The organism is Hyunsoonleella rubra (assembly GCF_042684665.1).
Taxonomy (GTDB): domain Bacteria; phylum Bacteroidota; class Bacteroidia; order Flavobacteriales; family Flavobacteriaceae; genus Jejuia; species Jejuia rubra.
The window spans coordinates 26353-51183 of sequence record NZ_JBHULY010000034.1; the positions used below are offsets into that span (position 1 = coordinate 26353).

Annotated in this window: 21 protein-coding genes; 13 read left to right on the plus strand and 8 right to left on the minus strand. The window is 38.1% G+C overall.

Annotated elements, in window-relative coordinates:
- The first annotated feature begins 16 nt into the window (after positions 1-16).
- The 3 genes from ACFSR8_RS13270 (at position 17) to bshC (ending at position 7788) form a co-directional block, all read left to right on the plus strand.
- Positions 17-5407, plus strand: a complete 5391-nt coding sequence (locus ACFSR8_RS13270) for a T9SS type A sorting domain-containing protein (RefSeq protein ID WP_380292803.1) — start codon at positions 17-19, stop codon at positions 5405-5407.
- Positions 5404-6114 carry a hypothetical protein gene (locus tag ACFSR8_RS13275; RefSeq protein WP_380292805.1) on the plus strand — a complete coding sequence of 237 codons (711 nt, stop codon included), beginning with the start codon at positions 5404-5406 and terminating at the stop codon, positions 6112-6114. Before ACFSR8_RS13270 ends, ACFSR8_RS13275 begins: the two co-directional genes overlap by 4 nt.
- A gap of 72 nt (positions 6115-6186) precedes the next feature.
- Complete coding sequence (gene bshC / locus ACFSR8_RS13280; protein ID WP_380292807.1) at positions 6187-7788, plus strand: bacillithiol biosynthesis cysteine-adding enzyme BshC; 1602 nt, start codon at positions 6187-6189, stop codon at positions 7786-7788.
- Positions 7789-7919: 131 nt separating this feature from the next.
- Here the strand turns inward: bshC and ACFSR8_RS13285 are convergent, their stop codons facing one another.
- Positions 7920-9773, minus strand: coding sequence for a tetratricopeptide repeat protein (locus ACFSR8_RS13285; RefSeq protein ID WP_380292809.1), 1854 nt, complete (start codon positions 9771-9773; stop codon positions 7920-7922).
- Positions 9774-9945: 172 nt separating this feature from the next.
- Here ACFSR8_RS13285 and guaA point away from each other — a divergent pair, with 172 nt between their 5' ends.
- From guaA to ACFSR8_RS13305, 4 genes are all read left to right on the plus strand, one after another.
- Entirely contained in the window at positions 9946-11481 is a 1536-nt protein-coding gene (guaA, locus tag ACFSR8_RS13290) for a glutamine-hydrolyzing GMP synthase (protein WP_380292811.1), read from the plus strand.
- Positions 11482-11680: 199 nt separating this feature from the next.
- Positions 11681-13612 carry a PBP1 and LysM peptidoglycan-binding domain-containing protein gene (locus ACFSR8_RS13295; protein ID WP_380292813.1) on the plus strand — a complete coding sequence of 644 codons (1932 nt, stop codon included), beginning with the start codon at positions 11681-11683 and terminating at the stop codon, positions 13610-13612.
- Between the two features lie 44 nt (positions 13613-13656).
- Positions 13657-14211: a DUF922 domain-containing protein gene (locus ACFSR8_RS13300; protein ID WP_380292815.1), complete on the plus strand. Its 555-nt coding sequence runs from the start codon at positions 13657-13659 to the stop codon at positions 14209-14211.
- Positions 14212-14353: 142 nt separating this feature from the next.
- Positions 14354-14581 carry a DUF3820 family protein gene (locus ACFSR8_RS13305; RefSeq protein ID WP_380292817.1) on the plus strand — a complete coding sequence of 76 codons (228 nt, stop codon included), beginning with the start codon at positions 14354-14356 and terminating at the stop codon, positions 14579-14581.
- 32 nt (positions 14582-14613) lie between these two features.
- Here the strand turns inward: ACFSR8_RS13305 and ACFSR8_RS13310 are convergent, their stop codons facing one another.
- From ACFSR8_RS13310 to ACFSR8_RS13325, 4 genes are all read right to left on the minus strand, one after another.
- The gene (locus ACFSR8_RS13310; RefSeq protein WP_380292819.1) at positions 14614-14946 is read right to left on the minus strand and encodes a hypothetical protein; all 333 of its coding nucleotides are present in this window, start codon (positions 14944-14946) and stop codon (positions 14614-14616) included.
- Between the two features lie 129 nt (positions 14947-15075).
- Complete coding sequence (locus tag ACFSR8_RS13315) at positions 15076-15330, minus strand: hypothetical protein (protein ID WP_380292821.1); 255 nt, start codon at positions 15328-15330, stop codon at positions 15076-15078.
- Complete coding sequence (locus ACFSR8_RS13320) at positions 15323-15715, minus strand: hypothetical protein (RefSeq protein ID WP_380292823.1); 393 nt, start codon at positions 15713-15715, stop codon at positions 15323-15325. The genes ACFSR8_RS13315 and ACFSR8_RS13320 overlap by 8 nt, the downstream gene beginning before the upstream one ends.
- A gap of 12 nt (positions 15716-15727) precedes the next feature.
- A complete protein-coding gene (locus tag ACFSR8_RS13325) occupies positions 15728-16273 on the minus strand; it encodes an RNA polymerase sigma factor (RefSeq protein ID WP_380292825.1) in 546 nt (181 codons plus the stop codon).
- Positions 16274-16525: 252 nt separating this feature from the next.
- Between ACFSR8_RS13325 and radC the strand changes: the two genes are divergently transcribed.
- The 6 genes from radC to ACFSR8_RS13355 all read left to right on the plus strand — a co-directional run bounded on the left by radC (position 16526) and on the right by ACFSR8_RS13355 (position 22400).
- A complete protein-coding gene (gene radC / locus ACFSR8_RS13330) occupies positions 16526-17224 on the plus strand; it encodes a RadC family protein (protein WP_380292827.1) in 699 nt (232 codons plus the stop codon).
- 220 nt (positions 17225-17444) lie between these two features.
- Entirely contained in the window at positions 17445-18614 is a 1170-nt protein-coding gene (locus ACFSR8_RS13335; protein WP_380292829.1) for a polysaccharide deacetylase family protein, read from the plus strand.
- Complete coding sequence (locus ACFSR8_RS13340; protein ID WP_380292831.1) at positions 18601-19293, plus strand: YjjG family noncanonical pyrimidine nucleotidase; 693 nt, start codon at positions 18601-18603, stop codon at positions 19291-19293. The genes ACFSR8_RS13335 and ACFSR8_RS13340 overlap by 14 nt, the downstream gene beginning before the upstream one ends.
- Before the next feature lie 201 nt (positions 19294-19494).
- Positions 19495-20049 carry a hypothetical protein gene (locus ACFSR8_RS13345; protein ID WP_380292833.1) on the plus strand — a complete coding sequence of 185 codons (555 nt, stop codon included), beginning with the start codon at positions 19495-19497 and terminating at the stop codon, positions 20047-20049.
- Positions 20046-21470 carry a DUF5723 family protein gene (locus ACFSR8_RS13350; protein WP_380292835.1) on the plus strand — a complete coding sequence of 475 codons (1425 nt, stop codon included), beginning with the start codon at positions 20046-20048 and terminating at the stop codon, positions 21468-21470. The genes ACFSR8_RS13345 and ACFSR8_RS13350 overlap by 4 nt, the downstream gene beginning before the upstream one ends.
- Positions 21471-21542: 72 nt before the next feature.
- Positions 21543-22400: a hypothetical protein gene (locus ACFSR8_RS13355; protein WP_380292837.1), complete on the plus strand. Its 858-nt coding sequence runs from the start codon at positions 21543-21545 to the stop codon at positions 22398-22400.
- A 72-nt stretch (positions 22401-22472) separates the two neighbouring features.
- Here the strand turns inward: ACFSR8_RS13355 and ACFSR8_RS13360 are convergent, their stop codons facing one another.
- From ACFSR8_RS13360 to ACFSR8_RS13370, 3 genes are read right to left on the minus strand one after another with little or no spacing between them, the layout of a single operon-like run.
- Entirely contained in the window at positions 22473-23756 is a 1284-nt protein-coding gene (locus ACFSR8_RS13360; protein ID WP_380292839.1) for a replication-associated recombination protein A, read from the minus strand.
- 37 nt (positions 23757-23793) lie between these two features.
- Complete coding sequence (locus tag ACFSR8_RS13365; protein WP_380292841.1) at positions 23794-24288, minus strand: CIA30 family protein; 495 nt, start codon at positions 24286-24288, stop codon at positions 23794-23796.
- A 57-nt stretch (positions 24289-24345) separates the two neighbouring features.
- Entirely contained in the window at positions 24346-24831 is a 486-nt protein-coding gene (locus tag ACFSR8_RS13370; RefSeq protein WP_380292843.1) for a DUF192 domain-containing protein, read from the minus strand.

Sequence of the window (24831 nt, forward strand, 5' to 3'; positions counted from 1 at the left end):
GTTGAAAAATCGTAAAATGAGGACTGCCTTTTTTGTTTTAACCTTGCTGTCTGTGATTTCCACCGTGCAATCGCAAAACACGGCAATACCCGATGTTAATTTTGAGGAGTATTTGGAGACCCATGATGCTAACGGGGGTGTTGTCCTCATTGGTGACGATAGTAGTATGGGGGATGGGACTGCTAATAATGGTTTAGTGCTTACCGACAGAATTGCCAATGTTGAGTCTTTGATAATAAGTGAAATTGGTGCGTCTGATTTAACGGGAATTGAAGATTTTTCCAGTTTAGAAACTCTTATTTGCAGTAACAATAATTTAGTAAACCTGGATGTTTCTAACAATGCAAATTTAAGAACATTGCTCTGTAGTGCTAATGAGCTGGCAACTTTGGATGTATCCAATAATCTCGATTTGGAAGATTTGGATTGCTCCAGTAATCAGATAATGGTCTTAAATGTTGCTAGCAATACACTGTTAAAAAGCCTGGACTGCTCTGAAAATAGAATCAATGCTTTAAATGTTAACCTCAATACTGAATTGACGCGATTGTCCGTGTCCGGTAATCGAATTGGTGTTTTGCAGGTTGATAATAATGTCAATTTAGAAAACCTGCTATGCGCATCTAATCAGCTTGCCGGCATTAATTTATCGGCAAATACGAATTTAAAGGTATTGAACCTCGCAAATAATTCCATAGCGACATTGGATTTGAGTGCCTTGAATACAGTGGTTTGTCCCAATCCACAAACCGATCCCATAACGCCCTGTCAGGATACATCTTCTATCAATGTATCCAACAATCAATTGACCTCTTTAATCGGTGCTAATGGCTATAACGATTTGATAACCTATTTTAATTCTGAAAATAATCCCGATTTATCCTGTATTCAGGTGGATGCCGGTTTTATGCCCAATGCCAATTGGTCAAAAGACGATTGGACCTATTATGCCGAAACAACTTGCGCCGATATTTATACCTATGTACCAGATGATAATTTTGAGCTAGCCCTCATTGACCTTGGACATGATACTGCCCTTGATAATTTGGTGTTAACTGCAAATATTAGTGGTTTACTAACTCTGGATGTGTCCAATTCAAATATCGATAGTTTGGAGGGGATTCAAGATTTTGTGGCTTTGCAAACACTCAATTGTAGCGGTAACAATATTGAAATGGTTGACATTTCCAACCTATCCGCCTTTTCAAATTTTAATGTTTCCAACAATGACTTGATACAGATAGATTTGGGTAGTAATACAAATTTGGCAGTTCTGAATATCTCAAACAATGCGCTTAATGCTTTGGATGTCAGTAATAACTTGGCCTTGGTAAATTTAGATTGCTCAAATAACTCCATTCAATCTTTAGACGTTAGCAGTTTACCTGTTTTAACAGATTTTAATTGTGAATCCAATGTTTTGCGGGCATTGGATATGCGGAATGGGCAAAACCCAGCCCTTTCAAATTTTAGCGCAGTAAACAATACAGATTTGTCCTGTATTGAAACTGATACGGGTGCGGTTCCCGGTGGGGTAACCTGGGCGGTTGATGCCATAGCTTCTTATGCTATAAATTGCGGCACTTACGTACCCGATGATAATTTTGAACAAGCACTGGTAAACTTGGGGTGGGATACCCTGCCTTTGGACAATTATGTGCCAACTGCCAATATTAATGCACAAACCAATTTGGATATTAGTAGTCTTAATATTTCTGATTTGACCGGTATTGAGGATTTTGTGGCATTACAAACATTGAATTGTTCTGGGAATGAAATCGTTACATTAAATCTGGTAGCAAACACTAATTTAACGAGTATCAATTGTAATAATAATCCATTGGAGTTCGTAGATATCAGAAATGGAAATAATATAAATACAACGCTTTTCAATGCGACCATTAACCCCAACCTATTTTGCATAAATGTTGACCCGGCAGTTATAGGAAATATTCCTGCGGGCTGGACGATAGACCCTATCGCGACATACAATGCAGATTGCGAGAATAACCGATACACTCCAATTCCCGACAATAATTTTGAACAAGCTTTACTTGATTTGGGTATCGATGTCGGTGCACCAGACAATCAAGTGTTAACGGCTAGCATTGAATATTTGGAATCATTAAATATAAGTGGTGAAAATATTCAAAACCTTCAGGGTATAAAGGCATTTTCTTCTTTAATAGAGTTGGATTGCAGCAATAATTATTTAGATGAATTGGACGTTAGCGGAATGGTCAATTTAGAACGATTGTATTGTGGTTCCAATTATTTTTTGACCTCCAATGTGGCTAGCCCCAATGGAGTTTTAAACATAACGGCAACCCCAAGTTTAACAACTTTGTTCTGTGCCGATAATGATTTGGCCGATTTGAATGTAACATTAAACACGAATTTGGAAGTACTCGATTGCTCCAATAACCGATTGGCGCTTTTGGATATTAGCAACAATACAAGTTTGGTGGAGCTGAATTGTGACAATAATCAAATTTCAAACCTTACCACCTATGCTGCAGATAACTTTACTTTAAGTGAATTGAGCTGTGCAAATAACGCACTTACAAACTTGGCCGTTAATCGTTGTTTGGGGTTGACCGAATTGAACTGTAGAGCCAATAGTTTAACCCAACTTAATATTACGGCCAACGTAGTTTTGGAGGTTTTGAATTTTTCAGACAATGAACTTTCGGATGTTAATTTATCAGCAAATACTAATCTGATAACGCTTTCAGGGTCAAATAATGACCTGTCTGAAATAAATGATGTGTCTTCCACAGTTTTGGAGCGAATAATTTTGGATAGCAATCAAATAAATGAACTCAGTGCAGTTTTAATTACTTTGCCATTACTCAAATATCTTGTGGTAAATGGCAATCAATTGACGGATTTGGATGCCAGAAATAATCCGAATTTAATCGAATTGAATGTTGGCAATAATAGTTTGACGTCTTTGGAACTGTCTGCCAATTTGAGTCAATTGAAAACGTTGAATTGTAGCAATAACCTTTTGGGAAATGATTTGGATTTGTCCACGATAGGCACGGGAGCGTGTCCAGCAAATGAAGACTTTTGTCCAAATTCGATTACTATCAATGTGTCCAATAACCAATTTTATTTTGTGAATATCCAAAACGGAATAAATAATGAAATTTCTGGTTTTGTGGCCACTGGAAACTCTAATTTGTTCTGTATTCAAGTGGACGATGAAAACAATATCGGAGCGAATTGGCTAAAAGATGCAATAGCAGAATACAGTACCGATTGTCGATTTGGCGAAACCTATGTCCCCGATGATAATTTTGAGCAGGCCTTAATAGATTTCGGTTACGATGTTGGTCCTTTGGACGATTATGTGCCAACTACAAATATTGAAGTGGTTGTCAATTTGGATGTTAGTGCTGAGGGTATAGTTGATTTGACGGGGATTGAGGATTTTATCGCTTTGGAGGATTTTAACTGTGCTAATAATGCGATTTCTGAAGTGAATTTGGGCGATAACCCTGATTTAAGGATTTTGAATCTTTCAGGAAATATAGTTTCCGATGTGGATTTAAGCGCAAACACAAATCTTGTTAATCTGAACATTTCAAATAATAACTTTTCGGAGTTTATGCCCGATGAAATTCCAACGTTGCAAATCTTTAATTGCGATGAAAATAGGATAGTTGAGTTGGATTTTACCGCGAATACTGCATTGACCAATTTAAGCTGTACTACAAACGCCTTGGAGGTTTTGAACTTACAAAACGGTCAAAATCCAAGCTTGTCCAATTTGGATGCACAAAATAATCCCGCCCTGAATTGTATTCAAACGGATAATGGCAATGCGCCCGCTGGGGTCACGTGGTTGAAGGATACAACAACGAATTACGCTATCGATTGTCATTTTGGCGAAACGTATGTGCCAGATGATAACTTTGAGCAGGCCTTGATAGATTTGGGCTATGATGCCGGTCCTATGGACGATTATGTGCCGACTCTAAATATTGAGAGAGTAACGTCTTTAAGCTTGAGCAATAAGGATATTGCGGATTTAACTGGAATCGCTGATTTCGAGGCTTTGTTAACTTTGGACATAGAGGGCAATAGTTTAACCACGGTAGATTTAAGTGCCAATATTACTTTATCCAATTTAAATGCTTCAGGAAATCAATTCGCAACATTAGATATTTCCAATTTGCCCAACTTGCAAGTGTTGGATGTTTCAGGTAATAGTTTGTCAAGCATCGATACAGATTCTAATTTGGGACTAACTGTGCTCAATATTTCGGGCAATTTGTTTACGGCATTGGATGTAAGTTTATTGACCGATTTGCAAGTTCTGCGATGTTCGGGCAACCAACTGGAAGAATTGGATGTTACGCTCAATACAAAATTGAAAGAACTCCGCTGTTCCTCAAATGCATTTATTCAAGATAAGTTGAATCTGCAAAATGGTGCAAATGCTATTTTAAATCAATTTAATGCTACCGACAATCCAGACTTAAGCTGTATTTTGGTGGATGACCCAATCGCGGTAATATCCAATGTTAATGGGGATTATGATAGTTGGTTCAAAGATACATCAGCAAGTTATCAAACCGTATGTGATGATGCCGATAACGATGGGGTGGCTAATGAGGATGATCTGTGTCCCGGTACACCCTTTGGAGTGCCGGTAGATTTATTCGGGTGCCGTTTTTCAATATTGCCTGAGGATAATTTTACTATTTTGATTACGGATGAAACCTGTTTAAACAACAATGACGGAAAGATAAATATTGTTACCAAAGAGCACTACGTTTACAATGCAATGTTGACTAGTGATATTTTTAACAAAGAATACACTTTCACTAATGAAATCAATATCTTAAATCTTGTGGCCGGAACGTATAGGCTCTGTTTAACATTGGATGAATTTCCGGATTTTATGAGGTGTTATGATATTGTCATTAGGCATCCCGAACATCTTTCGGTGATTACTGGGAAGCAGGGGAATTCCAAAAAGGCAACCTTTCAAATGTCTGGTAGTTCTAATTACCATGTGGAGTTTAACGGATTTCAGTTCACTACAAGTGAATCGGAAATTGTTTTGAGTTTGGAGGACGGTGCCAATTCCATAAAAATTTCCGCCGATTTGGAATGTCAAGGGACTTTTGAAAAACAAATTTTTATATCGGACGACACTTTTATTTATCCTAATCCATTTGGCAATACTTTTGACATATATTTAGGTGATTTAAGTGAAGAAGAATCCGCCGTAAATGTGTATTCCTATTTGGGACAATTGGTGCATGCTGAAACCGTTTCAGCAAAAGAAAAAAGAAATTTAAGTGTAGATTCAAGTCATTTTTCGTCGGGTGTTTATACAGTATTGATTCAATCTAAAAGTCGCACATCAACCTTTAAAATTGTGAAGAAATGAGACGATTAATTTACATATTCTATTTAGGGGTTTTGCTTTTTGGATGCAGTAAATCTTCAAATAATGACGGAGGTGGAGAAGACCCTAACAACCAGGGAGGACCAAACCAGTCCAATCCATTGATTGTCAATCTGCAGTTTCCACATGAGGATGGTTTGTGCAATGTAGGTACGGACATCACCCCAACCCAAAGCACAGTGGTTTTTGAATGGGAAGCGAGCACCACTGCTGAAAGTTACACCATATTTGTTTCAAATCTGATCAACGGTGCTGAAATACAGGAAACCACCAATCAAGATAAAATTGGAATTACATTAGATCGAGCCACCCCATATTCGTGGTATGTAGAATCTACTGCAGGATCCAAAACCGAAAAAAGCGAAACTTGGAAATTCTACAACGCGGGTCCTGGGGTAGAAACTTATGCCCCTTTTCCAGCTACTCTAGATTCTCCATCTATGGCAGCATCCGTAAATGGACCAAACGTTACCCTGCAATGGACGGGTAGCGATGTGGACAACGATATTTCGGGTTACGATGTATATTTCGGGACTGTCAACCCTCCAAATTTGCATGCAAGTGACGTAGCAACCACGCAACAAAGCGTTTCTGTCACTTCTGGTAGTATTTATTATTGGAAAATAGTAACCAAAGATGTCGTAGGAAATGCATCCCATTCTGATACCTTTCAGTTTAGGGCACTTTAAAATAGCTCTTAACTTAATTTTTAGATTTCAAAAATTGGAATAGCTGTATATTTACATGTTTTTAATTAAAATATGCAACAGGAATACCTTCCTTTTAAAGATACGGGCTACTTTTCTTCCCTAATTTGTGATTACTTGGATGAGAAATCGGATTTAAAGCCTTTTTATAATCGATTCCCAAAATTGGAAAATTTCGAGACGCAAATCGAGGAAAAAAAGTTGTCTTTTCCTGTCCAGTCGCGAAATACTTTAACCGAAGCTCTTAAAAAACAGTACGAGAACCTTCAAACTTCAGAAGCGACCATACAAAATATTGAACGTTTAAATTCTGAGAATACATTTACCATCACAACAGGCCATCAATTAAACCTGTTCACTGGGCCATTATATTTTCTGTATAAAATAGTTTCAACCATAAATCTTTCGGAGGAATTAAAACAGGAATATCCAGAATACGATTTTGTGCCTATCTATTGGATGGCTACGGAAGATCACGATTTTGAAGAAATCAATTATTTCAATTTTAAGGGCAAAAAATTTCAATGGAATAGAAAAGCAGGAGGGGCCGTTGGGGAATTGTCCACTGTAGGTTTGGAGGAGGTTTTGGAATTGTTTTCTGCGGATTTGGGCAGTAGTACAAATGCTGAAGCTTTAAAGGAACTATTTAAAAAAGCATATTCGGACCATGATAATCTCACGGATGCAACCCGATTTTTGGCAAATGAACTTTTTAAGGACTACGGTTTGGTTATCGTTGATGGAAACGATGCCGATTTAAAGCGATTGTTTGTGCCTTATATGCAGAAAGAGTTGGTTAATCAGAATTCTTTTGAAACGGTTTCCAAAACAAATAAAAGACTGGTAGGGGTTTCCGGCGACTATAAAATTCAGGTGAATCCCAGAGAAATCAACTTATTCTATTTACAAGAAAACTTGCGTGAGCGTATTGTTTTTGAAGATGAAAAGTTTAAGGTATTAAACACAGATATCGTTTGGAGTAAGAGTGAAATCCTAAAACGGCTGAATGAAGCGCCGGAACACTTTTCTCCAAATGTGATAATGCGCCCGTTGTATCAAGAAGTTATTCTTCCTAATTTGTGCTATATCGGCGGTGGTGGTGAATTGGCTTATTGGTTGCAATTGAAATCTTATTTTGATGCTGTTGAAGTGACTTTTCCAATGCTTTTATTGAGAAATTCGGTGTTGATTAAAACTGAGAAGCAGGCCAAAAAACTTCAAAAACTAAATATTTCAAATGAAGATATTTTTCTAAAAAGAGATGCCTTTATCAATAAGAAGGTACGTCAGATTTCAAATATTGATATTGATTTTTCAGATCAGAAAAAGCATTTGGAACAACAGTTTAAGGATTTGTACAAACTTGCACAACAAACTGATGAATCATACTTTGGAGCTGTAAAAGCGCAAGAAACAAGGCAGTTGAAGGGATTGGACTATCTTGAAAAACGTTTATTAAAAGCCCAGAAACGAAAGCTTTCGGATGAGGTGTCCCGAATGACAGATATTCAAAACGAACTGTTTCCCAATAGCAGTTTGCAAGAACGCAATGTCAACTTTTCAGAGTTTTATTTAGAATACGGAAAGCGTTTGATTCCTAGTTTAAAAGAAAGCCTTCAACCTCTAAAACAGGAGTTTTTGATTTTGACGGTTTAGAAATCAAAATTATATTAAGGTGTTCTGTCATTCTGAACTTGTTTCGGAATCTCAAGGTGTCGGTTTCAATTATTATGAGAACCTGAAATAAATTCAGGTTGAAAGAAATTCGCTTTCGAGATAGCCTCTTTCTATAGGCTAAGAACCAAATCCTGCAAAGAATCCTCTGTAGTAATCCTCAGTTTTTTACGCAATCGGTAACGTGCTTTTTTAATACCCTCCGGGGACACGTTAAGAATATTTGCAATTTCCTTTGAAGACAAATTCATCTTTAAAAGTGCCATTAAGCGTAACTCATTTGAGGTAACTTCAGGAAACTTCTTTTTAACAGTGGTGTTGAAATCCTTGTGTACCTGCTCAAAATACCGGCTAAAGTTTTCCCAATTGTTGTCGTCCTTTAAATCGAAGTCTATGGTTCGTATCAATTTGTTGAACCCTCGTTTTGAATTTTCGGAAGTTTTAAATTCCTGAGCCTGTTGCTTTAGATTTTCTAAAACTTCATTCTTTTTTGCCAAATGCAGGGCGTGGGTGGTGAGTTCTTTCTTTTTAAAGTCCAGATCCATATTGAGCTTCTCCTTTTCGGCCTTGCTTCGTTTTAGTTTTTGGCGGAGGGCATAAAAGCCTATCAGAGATAACAACAATCCAAATCCTAAAAGTACTTTATAGAGCATATCGATTTCCTCCTTTTTTTTTAAAATATCGATTTCGTTCTGTTGCAATAGGATTTGTTGCTCCTTCTTTTCGGTTTCGTATTGGGTGCGGAGTTCTTCGATTTTTTTTGTTTTTTCAGAATTGAAAATAGAATCGCTAATGGCAGTAAACTGTTTATATGTATCAAAGGCTTCCCTGTAATTTTTAAGTTGTGTTTGTGACTCCGATTTATTGAAAAAGCTAATCCTTAAATTTTGCCTGGCATCTATTTTTTTGCCCATGTCAATCGCTCTGTCAAATAAAGGAATAGCTTTTTTTGGCCTGTTGATACTGTTATAGGCAATGCCCAAATCATTTAAACTTTCGATAGTTTTGTATTGGTTTCCTGTTTTTTGGGTGATTTCAATACTTTTATTAAAATTTGAAATCGCTTTTTCTGATTCGTCCGTTTTTGTATAAACTTTGCCCAGATTTCCAAGTGAAGTAGCGATAAGATCTTGAGAATCAATTTTTTCGGATAGGGTAAGGCTATTTTTAAGAAATTCTTCCGCTTTAGGGTAATCCTTCAGATAATAATAAGTGTTTCCTATGTCGTTCATGGCCTGAGCAGAATATAAGTGGTCGTTGTTGTCCTGGTAAATTTCCAAGGCTTTACTGTTGTATTCAATACTCTGTGAGAAGTTTTCCAAATTAAATTCAACGGCCGCTAACATTCCCAATGCATCTGCTCTTCTGATGTCTTCATTAAGGTTGTCATAAATAGGGAGAGCAGATAACGCTTCGTTCATGGCCAACTTATATTTTCCCAATTGCCTATAAATACCGCCCTTCAATACATGGGTGACCGCCAGACTTGATGAATCCACGGGAGGTTTGTTGTAGATAATTAAATTTTTGTCAAGAATATCTAGAGCGCTGTCAAAATTGCCCAAAGAATATTCCAAAATGGCAAATCCATGATTTACGTTCGCTATGGAAGATTGCTTATTAAGCTTTTCAAAAACTTTTAATGAGGCATCATAATAATACTTTGCAGAATCAATCTCGTCAATGTTGTTATAATAAATTCCAAGGTGATAAAGGCTTGTGCCAATACCTTCGTCGTAATTCAATTTTTTTGAAAGTTTCAATTCCTCATCTGCATATTGTTTGGCTAACTTATGATCCTGATACAAAAAGTGGTTGTAAAGAGCGGCTATGGTGGAAACCTTTAAGGTATCTTCCGCTTGATTCTTATAGGCGTTAATTAGGCTATCGGCCTTCTTTTCATTTTGAGCAAACAAACAATTCAACGCAAGAAAACACAAAAAAATAGGGAAAGAAAAGGGTTTCATGGCTGGTCTTTTTTGTTAAAAATAGGGTTTTATGGCGAGCAAATCAAATGCCAGCAAATTGAATTGAAGGGTTTTGAAAGCTTTCACTTATCCACAAAAAATGTTCAAAAAAATCACCTAAAAAATCAATAATCCGCATCCCTCAATAAAAAATCAATTCCTATTTTTGCGCATGCAACATGATAAGGTACTTATTCTAGACTTCGGATCGCAATACACACAGCTTATTGCCCGTAGAGTTAGGGAACTCAACATTTACTCCGAAATTCATCCATTCAATAAAATTCCATCAAATTTAGACGAATATAAAGCCGTTATTCTGTCCGGTAGTCCAAATTCGGTACGAGCTGAAGATGCATTGCATCCCGACCTTTCGGAAATTAGAGGGAAAAAGCCCATTTTAGCCGTTTGTTATGGTGCCCAATATCTGGCTCATTTTTCTGGTGGTGAAGTTGCACCTTCTAACACGCGTGAATACGGTAGAGCCAACCTTTCTTTTATTAAAGGAAACGAGCCTTTTTTGGCACATATCCATACAGGAAGCCAGGTTTGGATGAGCCATAGCGATACGATAAAACAATTACCAACCAATGGTGTTTTGATTGCCAGTACGCATGATGTGGAAAATGCAGCGTATCGCATTGATGGCGAGGAAACCTATGCCATTCAATTTCATCCGGAAGTGTACCATTCTACTGATGGGAAGCAGGTTTTGGAGAACTTTTTGGTAAGCATTGCAGGCATTCATCAAGATTGGACACCCCAATCCTTTGTGGAGGAAACCGTGGAGGCCATTAAAGAAAAAGTGGGTGACGATAAAGTGGTTTTAGGGCTATCGGGAGGAGTAGATTCCACCGTAGCGGCCGTGTTGCTGAATAAAGCCATAGGAAAGAATTTATACTGCATTTTTGTGAACAACGGCCTATTACGCAAAAACGAATTTCAAAATGTGTTGGCGCAATATGAGGGCATGGGGCTCAATGTTAAAGGAGTCGATGCTTCACAACGGTTTTTGGATGCCCTAAAAGGCATTGAAGATCCAGAGAAAAAACGAAAAGCGATCGGCAATGCCTTTATCGAAGTATTCGATGACGAAGCCCATAAATTGAAGGATGTGATTTGGTTGGCCCAAGGGACTATTTATCCAGATGTGATTGAAAGTGTTTCGGCTACTGGCGGACCTTCGGCAACCATTAAAAGCCATCACAACGTTGGCGGTTTACCTGATTTTATGAAGCTTAAAATTGTTGAGCCTTTAAAAGCGATTTTTAAGGATGAAGTGAGGCGGGTTGGAGCCACTCTGGGTATTGATCCTGAATTGTTGGGTCGTCACCCTTTTCCAGGACCGGGATTGGGCATCCGAATTTTAGGAGATATCACCGCTGAAAAAGTGCGGATGCTTCAGGAAGTGGATCATATATTTATCAACGGACTTAAGGAGTGGGGGCTTTATGATAAAGTTTGGCAGGCAGGCGCCATGTTATTGCCCGTAAATAGTGTTGGCGTGATGGGGGATGAGCGTACCTATGAAAAGTGTGTGGCATTGCGTGCCGTTGAAAGTACGGATGGTATGACTGCCGATTGGGTAAATCTGCCATATGAATTTCTTCAAAAAACGTCTAACGATATTATCAATAAGGTTAAAGGTGTAAACCGAGTGGTTTATGACATTAGTTCAAAACCCCCGGCCACCATTGAATGGGAGTAAGTGTCTTTTTTCAAAAAGATGTGTCAAAGTACTAATCAATATAATTTCGTTTAAAACGTTATTTTTGAATATTGGTGGATACTTGGGATTTTGGCATGTTATGTGCAATTCACAATTTAAAGAACGGCTTGTAGTCTTTATCTCAACTATCATACGTATATAACCATTGGATAGAGTTTCAGCTTATAAAACAACAGGAATGAATAGATTTTTTATAGTCCTAATCACAGTTTTGATGTTTGGTTTTACATCTGTCAACGCCCAAAACTATAGTACACATCAAGTTAAAAAAGGAGAGACGATTGAGGAAATCGCCAAGCGCTATTTTGTCACCCCTTTTGATATTTATTCTTTAAATCCTGATGCCAAAAAAGGATTGAAGCCCAATACCATTTTAATTATCCCAATTTCAAAAGCTAAAAAACCGAAAATCACTGAAGTTAAGGAACTGCAAGGCTTTAAAAAGCATAAGACCAAACGTAAGGAAACCCTTTTCGGCATTGCCAAAAAATATGATGTAGCCGTTGAGGACATCAAAAAATACAATACGTTTTTATATGCCAGTAATCTTCGAAAGGGCGATAAATTGCAAATTCCGGTTTTCAAAATAAGAAAGGTAGAAGAGGAAGTAGAAACGAATAAAACTTACATCGTCCAACCAAAAGAGGGCAAATGGCGCATCGCTTATAAATTTGGAATTACCATTGCCGAATTGGAAGCCTTAAACCCCAATATGGGCGAGGTTTTACAGGAAGGGCAGCAAATTTATGTACCAAATATTGATGAAGGTGAAGAAAAAATGGTGGATGAGAAGTACAGCTACTATAAAGTGTTGCCAAAAGAAGGGTTTTATAGATTGAAGCTGAAATTGGGATTGGAGCAAGATGAAATCGAAGCCCTAAATCCGGGTTTAGCAGAAAGTGGTTTAAAAGCAGGAATGATATTAAAAATTCCTTTTTCTCAATCTTCAGAAGTTATTGGGGAAGAAGCTGAAGCTACCAATTTAGTCGGACGCATCAAGGATTATGAAACAAAGCACATTGCGGTGATGTTGCCATTTCGTTTGAATCGTGTTGAATTTGACTCCATTTCAGAAACCAAAAGAAGCATTGAAAAGGATCCGTATTTGGATGTGTCCTTGGATTTCTATTCCGGGGTATTGATGGCTCTCGATTCCTTAAAAAAACTAGGGGTATCATTAAAAGTAGACGTTTTTGATACCAAAAACCAACCCTCAGCGGTTTCAAGGTTGTTAATGGAAAACGATTTTGAAAATGTGGATGCGGTCATTGGCCCGTTGGTAGGCAAAAACTTCGAAATAGTTGCTTCCGAGCTTAGGAAATCTAACGTACCTGTTGTTTCGCCAATTGGGACGGATCTAAAGCTGTATGATAATGTGTTTCAATCAAGACCTTCTGACGATTTGTTGAAGGATAAAATTGTAAATTTTGTTAAAACTGATAGTTTGCCAAAGCAAATCATTATTATCGCAGACTCCAAAAATATGGAGATTGCCAATGCGTTAAAGCGCGAGTTCAATGCTGCGAAAATTATTTACTCCAGAAAAAATAAAGAGGGCGAGGACGAAAACTATGTATTGGTGGACGATATTAAGGAAGCTTTGCAGGCAGGTGACAATTTGGTGTTTTTAGAAACGCAAAATGAAGGTTTTGCATCAAATGTTACTAGTATTTTGGCATCATTGATACAGAAGGAAGATAAGGAATTAAAGGAAGATGAAATAAACATTGTTTTAGCCACCACTAGGTTTAATGGTGCTTTTGAAGGAGACGAAATTAATAACACGCACCTTGCCAAATTAAATTTTACCTATGCTACCGCTTCAAAAAGTTATAACGAAGAAGAAAACAAGGGTTTTGTGGAACAATACGAGCGCATTTACAATTTAACGCCAAACCGACGCGCCGTAAAAGGTTTCGATTTAACGATGGATGTTGTTTTGCGCCTCGTTACCTCTGAAGATTTATACCTGTCGGCCAACGAGGCACCTTTAACGTCTTATGTTGAAAACAAGTTTGCTTACAAAAAGAAACTGTTTGGAGGGTATTATAACGATGCCGTGTATTTGGTGAAGTATGACGATTTATCTATTGTTGAAGTAGAGCAATAAGCTGAGATATTTTGGCGTTCTATTGAAAACTTTAGTAGATTTTAATGCTTAGAGTATTCCTGCTTTTTTTCTGTTGCCTTTTTGTTCAAAGCGATACTGAACCCGTGTTATCTTGGAATACATCCTATAAATTATCTTGGGAGGATTTTAAAGGTGAGCCCAAAAATTTGGGAAGTGCCGTTGCAGTCACGGCTTCTGGAATAACCTTTGGGTTTTCCGTACGCCATTCCAACGAACGTGTGGTAAGTTTTGATTCTGAAGTGCACGCTCATTTTTACCCTGAGCAATCTTGGTATGATGCCAAAAGGGCCACACCTCATATTTTGGGCCATGAGCAATTGCATTTTGATATTACGGAATTGCATGCCCGAAAGTTTAGGCAACGTATTGCCCAGCTGGAAGTTTCAAATGCCGTTAGAAAAGAATTGAAAGCTGTACATCGGGCCATCAATAGGGAGTTGTCCGAAATGCAGGATGCATACGACAACGAAACGGACTATTCCAGGCAGGTGGAAGCCCAAATCCTTTGGGAAAGATATATAAAAAAGGAATTGGAAAAATTGGATGAATTTAAATCTGTTAATTTGATTGAATATTAATTTGTCACCTTGAGCGCAGTCGAAAGGTCTTAAGAAACACGTACAATTTAATTAGGTTTCGACAGCGCTCGACCTGACGCAATTTTATAAATTGGAAAAATTCAGGCTAAAAGAAAAACGTATTTTAACTCAAAATATTTAAATGCTACCTGACAAAAAGTTCCTCATCGATCTGGCCCATACCAAAATGCCTTACGGAAAATATAAGGACAGGTTTTTGATTGATTTACCGGAATACTACATTGTTTGGTATCACGGCAAAGGTTTCCCCAAAGGAAAGCTGGGGGATATGCTCAGACAGGTTTACGAATTAAAGGTGAATGGGCTGGAATACTTGGTAAGAAATATTCAAAAAGGATATACCAAATAGTCTTCAGATAAAGCAATAAGAAAGTAATAAACCTACTTAATAGGCTTTCCCCTTGTCGCCTCGATAAGTTTATGAATTTCCTTGCGCTGGCTTTCCATTACAACGGTACAAGCTAAAGTTCCCCCAGCAAGACCCGCAAGAAAGCCGGCTACTGCACCGGACATAGTGATTGCTCCACCGATGGGTCCAAGCGGGATGGTTACACTTCCTGCTTTCATCCCCATCAATGCTCCAGCGGCGCCTACCGCCATTCCGTGTTTTTTAGCGCATTTTTTGGCAATTTGCCATATGGTGTCCTGTTCAGAATAAGAGATTACTCCAAGTTTTGCCATTTCCGACACAAAACTGTAGGGCATTGTTTCCATAGGTGTTATTTTTATATTTAAGTCTTTAACAAGTATAAAGTCAGTAAAAATCTACTAAGCTGTATGCTCTAAAGTAACGAAAATATTTGCGAAAAAAAAATTGGTATATCTACATAATCAGATTGTTTATTAATCTGGTAACCTTTCGCAATAAAAACCTTCCTCTCTTATTTGGTAAATAATAACACTTTCCTCTAAATTTGCGGTGGCCTCAATTTTCAAAACATTATCAATATCTTCGGTATCCAAGCTCCATTTTACGATGCTTTTACTGTTTTCAAAAAAGGACCTTATCCTATCGATTTGCTCCGATGATCGTATGTCAGTTTTAAGGATAAACAGTTGTGTTGGCATGGCGTAGTTAAAATAAAAGAAATTACTCATCGGTCTCTGGCTCTTGGTTTAAACGTTCTAAATAGTCCTCATAGGCCTTGTTGCCCTCCTCTTTCCAAAATTTATCGTAATATTTCCATTTTGAAAAATCACGTTTGCCTTTAGTTTTGCAAGATTTATCTTTGTCGGAAGAGCTTTTACCACTGCTTCCGCAACCTCCAACTAGTATTTTTAGCAGAATGAATAGCCCCACGGCTTTCCAATAGGTTAATGTTGGCAATCCGAAAATATCCGGCATCAGCCAGTTCCAAAGCCACATCAGTACGAATCCGAACAATATAGCCAATCCAGTGATGGCGATGATGCCGAAAATGACCATTCCAACAATTTCGCCCGGGGACTTCCCCCTCATTTTATGTTTAAAGAAATTTGACATGTTTCTATGGTTTTAATTAAAGGTTTCTTTTTTTGATTTTAATGTTTTATAAAGTTGGGAAATAGCACGATGGCGTCTGGACATCAAAGTACCCACAGGAATGCCCGTTTCCTCCGAAATTTCGCGATAGTTATAGCCTTCAAAATCCACGGCGATAATGATATTTCTATAGTCCGTTTTCAGTCCTAAAATGGCTTTTTTCAGTTCGCGGTGCATTTCTTCAGAATAGGCTTGTGATTCTGTGTCATACAGCAATTCTGCGAAAACGTTTAACTTAAAGTCGATATCCTCAATGGGATACGGCGGGGTTTTGCTGGTGGCTCTCATAACGTCGATAATCTTGTTTTTTATGGCGTGGTACACAAAACCCGCCACGTTGTTGATGGGCGAATAGCGGTCCGCTCTCGAAAACAATTTTAAAGCCACGTCCTGGATAATATCCTCTGCATCGCGGTTTACGCTGGCCTTTAGCCTGGAGTTCACGTAAGAGTTTAAGGCGTGGTACTCCTCGCTAAAAAAGGTGTTTAGCTTTTTGTTGTTTTCTGATTGATGATTCATGTAAAGGCTTTTTTATCAGCACTTCAACTATAAAGACGCAACAATTCAAAACCATTGCGTTTTTTTTGGATTATTTTTAAATAAGACGATGGAATAGGGGAAATGTTTCTGGGGATTTTGGAGAAATTGTGAAAATTCAAGCATAAAGAAACAGGTCGATTTATAATTTGAAATTAAAGTTCTTGCTCCCTAAGCAAACAATTTTCATAAATTGCGCTACCCATTTTCCCCAACAATACATATCTTTAACCAATGCAAGAAAAATCGAGTTCGTTTTCCATAAAGCACTGGAGTCAGGACGATCAGCCCCGTGAAAAACTATTGTATAAAGGTAAAGCCGCACTTAGTGACGCGGAGCTGGTGGCCATTTTAATCGGGTCGGGGAGTCGGGACGAAAGTGCCGTATCGCTGTGCAAGCGTATTTTGGCCAGCGTGGACAATAACCTGAACGAACTGGGCAAATTGTCCATAAAACAACTCATGGATTTTAAGGGAATTGGCGAAGCGAAAGCCATAACCATCACGGCCGCCATGGAACTGGGACGCAGACGCAGGGGAGAGGAAGCCTTGGAAAAGAAAAAAATCACTTCGAGTAAATCTGTTTTCGAATTAATGCAACCCATAATTGGCGAGTTGGAACACGAAGAATTTTGGATTATCTATTTGAACAATTCAAATAAAGTGATCCAAAAAAGCCAATTGAGCAAAGGAGGAATTACTGGTACTTTGGTGGATGTGCGTTTGGTCATGAAAAATGCCTTGGAAGCTGGAGCAACGGGATTGGTCTTGGCACATAACCATCCCTCGGGAACCTTAAAGCCTAGTCAAGCGGACAAAAGCATCACCCAAAAATTAAAAACTGCTGCCCAAAGTTTGGATATTCGTGTTTTAGACCATCTTATTATAACCGAAAAAGCCTATTTTAGTTTTGCAGATGAAGCACTATTGTGAAAACTCCAAAAATTCAAATCCCAAATTCCAAAAATATCCAGTGAGTTTTGGAATTTAGTGTATTGGGATTGGAATTTGATATGCAATGTTACTAGTTTATACTCATAAAATATCGCCAAGATTAAAATATGTATTCAAGCATATTTGCACTCGAGTGCTGGGTATAAAGGTAGAGTTCACTACAAAAATCGAAGAATTTATTGCCCACGACAGTTTAAAAATGTCGTACACAAAACAGCATTTGGGCAATGAGTTTTTTATCAAAAGCCATGATATTTTATTTGAGCAGGGACTGTCCGATTTGGAAATTAATGTGCAAAAATGGGAAGACACCAAGTGCTTTTTTTTCAATGGAGACAAAAGTGCAATGCCTTTTGATATTTTTGCGGCTTCATTTTATCTGCTGTCTCGCTACGAGGAGTATCTGCCACAGGTAAAGGATGAGTACGGACGGTTTACGGCCGAAGAAAGTTTAGCCTTTAAGCACGGCTTTTTGCACCAGCCTGTGGTGGATATTTGGGCTTATAAATTCAAGGCTGCCCTAATGCAGCAGTTTCCAAAGTTTGAATTTCCAAAAAGGGAGTACAGAGTAAAGCCAGTCATTGACGTCCCGGCACCCTACGCTTTCAAATTAAAAGGTGTTATGCGGACGATGGGGGGTATTGTTAAAGACCTTTTTCGGTTTAGATTCAAGCGGCTATATGAAAGGTTTTTGGTGCTTTTCAGTTTAAAGCACGACCCTTATGACACTTTTAAGTACATCATAAACAGACAAAAACATGTTGGTTTTAAGTTTTTGGTATGTTTCTTTATAGGCTCATATTCTACCTATGACAAAGGCATCAATATCAACAAGCGCAGTTTTATTTCTTTGATAAAACACTTGGCTGATTATTGCAATGTGGGGCTTAAGGCATCCTATTTTGCCATAAATGATTTGGAAACCCTCAAAAAAGAAAAGCGGACAATGGAGGAGGTGATCAATACCGCCTTAAGGGCCTCGCGTTTTTCGTTTTCCAAAATTAGTCTGCCGGAATCTTATAGAAATATGGTGCAACTGGAAATCCATCAGGATTACACCATGGGCTATGTTAATCATATCGGTTTTAGAGCTGGCTCTTGTACACCGTTTTTGTTTTATGATTTGGATTATGAAGTGCAGACCCCTTTGCGCATTTGCCCTTTCCATTTGATGGATTTTGCACTGTTGAAAACCGCATCTCTTTTGGATAAAAAACAGGTGTTGACAGGCGTGATAAATGAGGTGAAAAAAGTAAACGGTGAGTTTGTGCCGGTGTTCCATAATTATACCTTTAGCAGTTCGTCAAGGTGGAAAGGGTTTAAGGAATTGTTTAATCTGATTTTAGATTCGGCCAATGCAGAAGCTTAACGGTATCACCGACGTTTTTTTTGATTTGGACCATACGCTTTGGGATTTTGAGAAGAACTCCGCCTTGACCTTCCATAAAATTTTCGATTTGAACCAAATCGAGGTCAATCCAGATGAGTTTTTAGAGCATTACGTCCCGATTAACTTTGCCTATTGGAAATTGTATCGCGAAGAAAAAATTGAGAAGGATGCGTTAAGGTTTGCCAGGTTGGATGATACCTTCAAAGCCCTAAAGACTTCCATGGAGCCCGAAAAAATACACAAGCTGTCCTCGGATTATATTGCCCATCTTACCTCGTTCAATCATTTGGTAGCTGATGCGGTTTCGATTTTAAACTATTTGGGCAGTAAATACCAACTTCACATAATTACCAACGGTTTTGATGAAGTACAACACAGTAAGCTCAATAAATCCAAAATCGCTCATTATTTTAGAACCATTACCAATTCCGAAATTGCTGGAGTAAAGAAACCCAACCCTAAAATATTTCAATTTGCCTTGAATCAAGCCAAGACTGAAGCTCGGCAAAGTATCATGATAGGGGATAGCCTCGAAGCCGATATCAAAGGGGCTTTGAACGTTGGGATGGATGCCATTTTTTTCGCCCCAAACGGCACAAACCTTAATGGAGAAGTGAGACACATTACAAGTTTAACGGAATTAAAGTACTATTTATGAATGAAGTAATTCAAATTTTTATTTTGCCTAAAAAATGTTGTAAATTCACTCACTTGTCGTTCCTTTTTTTTAACCATAGCTATAGCTATAATTTTCATAAAGAGCCTCAATTGAACAAATTTTCATTCATCCCGATAATTATCGGGACAAAAAGTCCAAATTACTTCAACAATTTAAGCCCGCTCTAATCGTTTTTTCTTTATGAAATTTAATCTATCCAAATCTCTTATTTTTCTACTGGTCCTGCTTTCAAACTTTGGGTGCACCAAACCAATAGATTTTGATCAGGCCGATGATTTACTTTTAGAACCTGTTTTGGAATCCAGCATTATATTTTATGAAGCTACTGCTAGCGATTTTTTTGCTGGAGGTATGTTGCAGAATGTTGTGCAGGATGAGGTTGGAATTGATATTTTCGGGGACAGCTTTGTTCAAGATAATTTGGTAAAGGCCGAATTTGTTTTTGAAGTGAAAAACTCCATGGATCGAGCATTCGATCTGCGCTTGGATTTTTTGGACGGAAATGGGCAATTGTTAGAATCTTTTACGGTGGATACACCTGCTTCGCCTGATAATTCTGAAATAATTACCGAGTATGTTGAAACTTTTGAAGGTGTGCCGCTGGAAAATTTAAAGCAATCCAGGCAATTGGTATTTACTTTGGTAATGCAGACGGGGCCACCATTGAACCAAAATTCGCAAGGAACCATAGCACTGAAATCAAAAGGAATTTTTTATTTAATGATTGGCGGATGAGTTTAAAAAATGTACCTTTTATTTTGCTTTTAATGGTTGGGCTATGTTTTTCGCAGAACAAGCAGATTCTTTATGGTTTTTCTGAAATTCCTCAATCGCTATTATTAAATCCCGGGGGTAAGGTGGATTACAGGGGCTATTTTGGAGTGCCCATGTTATCCCATTTTCATGTTAATGCGGGCTCATCAGGGGCAACCGTTTATGATTTATTCGCTGATGAAGGAAGAAGTTTTAATGCCAAATTGCGCATTTTGGTGAATACCTCAAAGCCCAATGATTTTATGACCGCTAACCAGCAATTGGATTTGTTTTCAGGAGGATTCGCATTTGGAAGCAGTTTTGAAAAAAATGAATATTTGAGTTTTGGACTGTACCAAGAATTGGATTTTATTAGCTATTTCCCCAAAGATTATGCGGTTTTAGCACTTGAAGGTAACCAATCCAATATCGGTCGGCCTTTCAATTTAGATCATTTAAATGTAAATGCTGAGTTACTTACTGTATTTCATGTGGGATATAATAAAAAAGTCAATGAAAAGCTGACCTATGGCATTCGCGGCAAGATATACAGCAGTATTTTGAATGTGAATTCAACTAAAAACGACGGGAGTTTTTTAACCGTTAGGGGCCAGAATAATTTTTACCAGCACATCTTTGATTTGGATTTGGAAGCGAGAACTTCGGGCATTGCAAGTTTGATCAATGATGATAATTCTGATGCCAGTGAGGATATTAAAACCCTAAGGAAGCGCATTTTGTTTGGCGGCAACCTTGGATTGGGACTGGATTTGGGATTTACTTATCAGATGACCGATCAATGGACGTTCGATGCCAGCATTTTGGATATTGGTTTTATTCGGCATTCAAAAGACATTGAGAATTATGCCTTTCAAGGTGATTTGGTTTATGAAGGCTTTGACCCTCTTTTTCCGGAAACGGGTGATTCGCAAACTGCTGATGACTATTGGAACGAAGTTGAGGAGGATTTTGAGGAGCTCTTTACTAGGGACACTTCAACTTCAAAATACACTACATGGCGCCCAATGAAATTTAATGCCTCCTTGAACTACGCCTTTGGAAAGAAAAAATTAAAGGATTGCGACTGCAATGCCGAGGATGGTGATTATCTCAATGCAATTGGTGGGCAACTATTTGTTATAAATAGACCTAAAGGACCACAAGTAGCTTTGACGGCCTATTACTACCGCCGTATTTTTAATGGTTTAAGGGCTAAGGCTACCTACACCGTGGACTCTTTTTCGTTTTATAATATGGGATTGGGGCTTTCGGCGCATGTTGGCGGTATAAACTTGTACCTAATGGCGGATAATTTTGTTCAGTACAGAAATGTTTATGATGCGCAAAGTGTATCTTTACAGTTAGGGCTAAATTATATTTTTAGAAGTAGAAAAGACAAATAGTCTTAGTTTAGAAATAGCATAAACCATTTAAATTAAAATAGTGTTGAATTAAAAATCTTGAAGAATTACCAGATGAAAACTAAATTAGTTATAGCGATAGTTGCATTGTTTACGCTTTTAAATGTTTACAGTCAAAATGATCTTAATAATTACAAATACGTTATTGTACCGAACAAGTTTGATTTTTTAAAGCAAGAAAATCAGTATCGTTTAAATGAGTTGGCGCAATTTTTATTTAACAAGCATGGGTTCAAAGCAGTTATGGAGGGTACGGATTATCCTGAGGATTTGTTGTTTAATCGCTGTTTAGGGTTGCGGTCTAACGTCGAAAAGGAATCTGGCGTGTTCAAAACTAAACTTAAAGTTGTGCTTAAGGATTGCAACGGCAAAATTGTTTATACTTCGCCTGTGGGGGAAAGTAGGACAAAGGAATATAAGGTGGCTTATAATGAGGCCATGAGAGCCACATTTGACCATTTGAGGTTATTAAACTATCAATACGTACCGAAGAAAGAGCACCAGGTGACGAAGACTCAAAAACATGAGACTGACAGCGAAATACAAAGGCTTAAAGAAGAAATTAAAACACTCAAAAAGGAAAAAGAGGTTAAACAAATAAAACAACCCAAAGCAGTTGTGAACAAAAGGCCGGTTACACCTCAGAAACAGGAAGTACTCCAAGCCAAAAATGTTGAACCCAAAACTGAAAAAGCCTTGTCAAACGTCTTATATGCGCAAGCTACTGAAAACGGTTTTCAACTTGTTGATAGTGCTCCCAAAGTGGTTTTCAGAATTCAGAAGACAGGGTTGTCCAATGTGTTTTTAGTTGAAGGTAAAAGCAGTATAATATACAAGACGGATACGGGTTGGGTTTTGGAATACTACGAAAATGGAGTATTAAAGCAACAGGAATTGAATATCAAATTCTAATTATCGTTAGGTTATTTGCTGTTTGTCGTTAAGTTGTTACTTCAAGCTTCCAACTTCGAGCTATCGGCTTCCTCAATACCCATATTTGTCTTTCCAACGTTGTTTTAGGAATTCGCGCTGGGCATTTTCTCGGGCATTGTTACTAGGCTCGTAAAGTCTTGTGCCTTTAATATCATCGGGCAGAAATTCCTGATTAGCAAAGTTGTTTTCATAATTATGGGCATACTTATAGTTGTCGCCATAACCCAATTCCTTCATTAATTTGGTCGGGGCATTTCTTATTTCCAATGGTACACTTAGGTCCCCTGTTTCTCTTACCAGTTGTTGGGCTTTTCCTATTGCAGCATACGCCGCATTACTTTTTGGAGAACAAGCTAAATAAGTGGCACATTGGCTTAAAATGATTCGCGATTCGGGATAGCCAATGGTTGAAACCGCCTGAAACGTATTATTGGCAATCACTAATGCCGTTGGATTGGCATTCCCAATGTCCTCACTGGCGGCAATTAAAAGTCGCCTAGCGATAAACTTTACATCTTCTCCGCCCTCAATCATCCGTGCTAACCAATACACAGCACCATTGGGATCGCTTCCACGAATGGATTTTATGAATGCCGAAATAATGTCATAATGCTGCTCCCCGGTTTTGTCGTAACGCACCGTGTTATTTTGGACTTTTTCAAGTACGGCATCATTGGTTATGGTAACGTTATCGGTGTTTTCGGAGGTAACTATCAGTTCAAAAATATTCAACAATTTTCGGGCATCGCCACCCGACAATCGCAATAGAGCGTCGGTTTCTTTTAGGTTGACCTTCTTTTTAGAAATGAATTCGTCTTTTTTGATCGCCCTTTCCAAGAGCGTTTCCAAATCGCCTTTGGAAAACGAATTCAAAATGTACACTTGACAACGTGATAACAATGCCGGAATGACTTCAAAACTTGGATTTTCTGTAGTAGCTCCAATCAAAGTAACCCATCCTTTTTCAACGGCCTGCAATAATGAATCCTGTTGGGATTTGCTAAATCTATGGATTTCATCAATGAATAAAATCGGGTTTTTGGTGGTAAATAGACCTCCACTTTGTTTGGCTTTTTCAATAACTTCCCGAATATCCTTTACCCCGGAATTGATGGCACTTAAGGTGTAAAACGGTCGTCCAGATTCCGTGGCGATAATATTGGCCAAGGTAGTTTTTCCCGTCCCTGGAGGTCCCCAAAAAATCATGGAAGCTATCAATCCATGTTTCAATTGTTGTGTTAATGCTCCGTTGTCTCCCACTAGATGGGATTGACTCACATAGTCCTCCAGTGTTTTTGGTCGTAAGCGTTCAGCTAATGGAGCATTGTCGTTCATAGCCATAAAATTAAGGTAATTATTTAGGTTTTCGACCTTATCGTAATTCGATTTTATCGACTAGCAATTGAAATGGTTCCACCTTTTTATTACCGAATAAAAAACCTATTTCTGAGACAAAATCTGATGAGAAATTTGGAATATCCAGTTGCCGGCCTCTAAATTTTGGGAATAAATCCTTTAATTCGATTCTCAAGGTTTCCCATTTACCAGAAGTTTGAAAGTAAGTAACGAAAGAATGCCGTTGGGAGGTAGCTTCTTTTATTCGAAACTGATACTGTTTGCCATCACCTTTTATCCTCAATACTATCTTGGAATAATTTACAACAGTTATTGGAGATGTACGATAGCGCACAGAAGAAAAACCACCATTGTTTTCTAGTGAAATTTCACCGTGGAATTTCCCGTAGCCCTCATCAGTTAACTCAAAACTGCCAGAGGATTTTCCACCCATAACACGATCATCAACGATCGCCCAATTCGTTATATCACTTTTTTTATTGAAATTGAAGACTAATACGTTTTGTGTCATCGCTATTCGTGGTTACAATAAAAGTTGGTGTCTCTGTTCAGTATCTATCATGAAGCACTAATTCCATAAAAGGGAGTCCCCAACCTTTAGCTCCCATTGCTCAGCCAAACCCGCATTGATTTCCAAAACATATTTGGCAGGGACCTCCGAAGGCAAGGAACTTTCATCAAAAGGTTTGGCGTTTTTTTGAAAGCTCACAATGGATTTTTTGGCATCTATATAAATGATGTCTAAAGGAATTCGGGTGTTTTTCATATAGAAAAAACGCTCGCGTTCATCTTCAAAAATGAACAACATCCCATGATTGGATTTCATGCTTTTGCGGTACATCATCCCAGTTTGAATATCAAAATCGGTGTCTGCAATTTCGATATCCAATTTTATTTTTAAGGAGTCGTTTTCAGAAGAAAAGATTTGAAGTTCTCCTTCTTTTTTAAACGAGACTTCGGTCTGCTGTACCTTTGGTTTCTCCTGTTTGCAAGAGGCTACCCCCAAAGTAAAGAGGGTGAAAACTAAAAGCGCAATACCGAATTTGAATCTCAT